The organism is Frankia sp. AgKG'84/4 (genome assembly GCF_023242965.2).
GTDB lineage: Bacteria > Actinomycetota > Actinomycetes > Frankiales > Frankiaceae > Frankia.
The window spans coordinates 1-3,227 of sequence record NZ_JALKFU020000592.1 but is presented as its reverse complement, the minus strand read 5'-3'; the positions used below and the strand labels follow the sequence as shown (position 1 = coordinate 3,227).

Genomic DNA, 3,227 nt, shown 5'->3' with positions numbered 1-3,227 from the left:
TGTCGAGGCCGAGCTGGCCCAGGCGCGCCTGATCGCGCGCGGCCAGACCCCCGGGTTCGCCGGCGCGTCCTGGTCGGCTCCGGACTGGCGGCGCGGGCCCTTCGGGGTCGGTCCCTCCGGTGCCGGCACCCAGGGCGGCGCCGGGCGGCGCTACCGCCCGGGGCTGTGGCAGGTCGGGCAGGTGATCATCCCCGCGCAGGGGTCGGACGGCGGGCACAGCACGGTGCCGCTCGCCGTGCCCCTGCTGGACGCCCGCAATCTGCGGATCGAGACGTCCCGCGGGCAGCGCGCCGGCGCCGTCGACCTGGTCCGCGGTCTGCTGACCCGGATCCTCGCCGCGGCCCCCGCGGGCCGCGTCCGCCTCGTCGTCTACGACCCGCACGAGCTCGGTGCCGGGCTCGCCGGGTTCGCGCCGCTGCGCGGGGCGGGCGTCGCCTCGGCCACCATCACCGGCCGCGCCCGGCTGGAGGAGCGCCTCGCGGAGCTGTCCACCGAGGTCGGCCGGATCACCAGCGAGCGCCTCGCCGGGCGCTACGACTCGCTGCGGGACCGGGAGAACGCCGGCCAGGGCCGCCCGGAGCCGTGGCTGGTCTTGGTGCTGCTCGGCGAGCCGCGCCTGTACGACGAGGGGGCCAGGGCGCTGTCGGCCGTCGCCGCGCAGGGCCCCGCCTGCGGCGTCAGCGTGATCTCCATCGTGCAGCGCGCCGTGCCCGGCCCGGACGCCGTCGAGCTCGCCGACGCCGCGCACCCCGTCGACCCGGACGCGGACGAGACCGGCTTCGACGACGAGGAGACCGACCCGGTCGCCGACCCGCTGCCCAACTCGGTGACGTTCACCGCGGTCGACCTGCTCGTCGACCGGCCGCACTGGCGCGACGCCCGCCCCGGGCAGTGGCGCACCTCGCTGACCGGCCTGCTACCCGTCGAGCTCGACGAGGCGCCCCCGACCGAGCTGGTCACCGCCGTGACGACGCAGGTCGCCGACGCCGCGCGGCAGGAGGCGTCCCGGCCGCCGGGCATCGTCGACCTGCTCCCGGCGGCATTGTGGGGCTCCGACAGCGCCGCGGGGATCACGGTTCCGGTCGCGATCGGCCAGGACGGCCCGGTGAGTCTGACCTTCGACGACGACACCGTCCACGCGCTCGTCGGCGGCCAGGCCGGCGCCGGCAAGTCGACCCTGCTGCTCGACACCGTCTACGGCATCGCCGCCCGCTACGGCCCCGACCAGGTCCGGTTCCACCTGCTGGACTTCAAGGAGGGCCTGGAGTTCGCCCAGTTCGCCGGCGGCCCGGCCGACCCGTTCTTCCTGCCGCACGCCGACACCGTCGGTATCGAGAGCGACCGCGAGTTCGGCGTGGCGGTGCTGCGCGCGGCGCGGGAGGAGATGCGCCGCCGGTCGGTGTCGATGCGCGCCGTCGGCGCCCGGGACCTGCGGGGACTGCGCACCGGTGACCGGACGTCCGCATGGCCGCGGATCATCGTGGTGGTGGACGAGTTCCAGGTGATGCTCACCCCGCTCGACGAGATCGCCCGCGAGGCCGTCGCCCACCTGGAGGTACTTGCCCGCCAGGGCCGCGCCTACGGCATCCATCTGCTGCTGGCCAGCCAGACCCTGTCCGGCATCGACGCCCTCGACTCCACCGCGGGCAAACGCGGGTCGATCTTCGGGCAGTTCGCGCTGCGGGTGGCGCTGCGCACCTCGATCTCCGAGTCCCGGGTCCTGCTGTCCACCGCGAACGAGGCGGCGGGGGCGCTGTCCGGTGTCGGCGAGGCGATCGTCAACCGCCGCAACGGCCATCCGGCCGGCAACGAGCACGTCCGGGTCGCCTTCCCCGATCCCGAGGTGATCGCCCGGCTGCGGGACCAGCTCGCGACGGCCACCGCCCGCAGCCTGCCCACCGCCGCGCCGCCACGGGTCTTCGTCGGCCACGCCCCCGCGATCCTCGACGACAACGCCGTCTACCGGGCCCTGGCCGGCCGACCGGCGTCGCGGGCAGTCGAGTCCGCCCGCGAGCAGGCCGCCGCCGCGATCGACGGCGCGCCGCTCCACGGCCCGGAGCGGGCCGCGGCGGGCGCCAGGGGCGACGCAGGACTCGTCTCCACCGGGTTCGCCATGGACGGCGCCATGGACGGCGCCATGGACGGCCCCTGGACCGGGGCCTGGGACGAGACCGACGCGCCGGCGGGCCGCGGTGAGCGGCCGGGTCCCGGCGGCGATCCGCTCGCCCTGGTCGGTGTGCCCGTGGACCTCGCCCCGGCCGCGGTGGGAGTGCGCTTCGCCGCCTCACCGGGGCGTCATCTCGCCGTACTCGGCCCGCTGCGGCGCGAAGCCGTCGGCATGGTGCAGGCGGCGGCGGCCAGCGTCGCGCGGCAGGTGCCGACCGGCGGCCTCATCGTCGAGATCGTCGCGGCCGAGCCGACGGCGATGGGGGCGGCGCAGATGCTCGCGAGCCGGATCCGGCGGGCGGGTCATCCGGTCCACGTGGTCGACGTCACCGGCCTGCGGGCCGTGCTCGTCGCCGCCGCGGACGACACCCGGGCCCGGGAGAACGCCGCCCTCGCCGGCAGCGGCGGGGACACGCCACCCCTGCGGCTCGTCGTGGTCTTCGCCATGGACGCCGGTCGCGCCGCCCTGGAGGCCAAGGACCCGACCAGCCGCCGGGCCGGCCTCGACGACCTGCGCACCGTGACGCGGCGCGGCCCCGCCCAGGGGGTCCACCTGATCGGCTGGTGGCGCGGGGTGTCCCGGATGTCGGAGGACCTCGGCCCGGTGAACCGCGACGACATCGCGGCCTGGGCCGCGGCCGGCGTGCCCGGCAACGAGCTGTTCGCCCTCGCCGGGCACCGCCCGGTGCCCGGCGGGACGCTGCCGAACCGCGCGGTGCTCTTCGACCGGCACACCCAGTCCGAGCCCCGCACAGTGGTGCCGTTCGCCCCGCTGGTACACGGGTAGACCGGCGATGATCGGGAATGATGATCCGCGCGTCGGGCCCGACGGCCGCACCGACCCGACCCCCCGCGGCCCGGCCGGCGGCTGGCGCCCCCGGATCCACGACCAACCGCGCGAGGCGGCGAGACGCGGGACACCGGCCGGCGAAGGCGCGGATGCCGACGCCGAAGGAGAGACAACGGCGCAGGGAGAGACAACGGCGCAGGGAACGGCAGTGCCGCAGGGAACGGCAGTGCCGCAGGGAACGGCAGTGCCGCAGGGAACGGCAGTGCCGCAG

1 protein-coding gene is annotated in these 3,227 nt (G+C 76.7%); it reads left to right on the top strand.

The genetic code is table 11. The features are described from left to right. Nucleotides 1-2,953: FtsK/SpoIIIE domain-containing protein (locus MXD58_RS23675; RefSeq protein ID WP_250609948.1), on the top strand; the 2,953-nt coding region annotated here is incomplete at its 5' end. Between the last annotated feature and the right edge of the window lie 274 nt (nucleotides 2,954-3,227).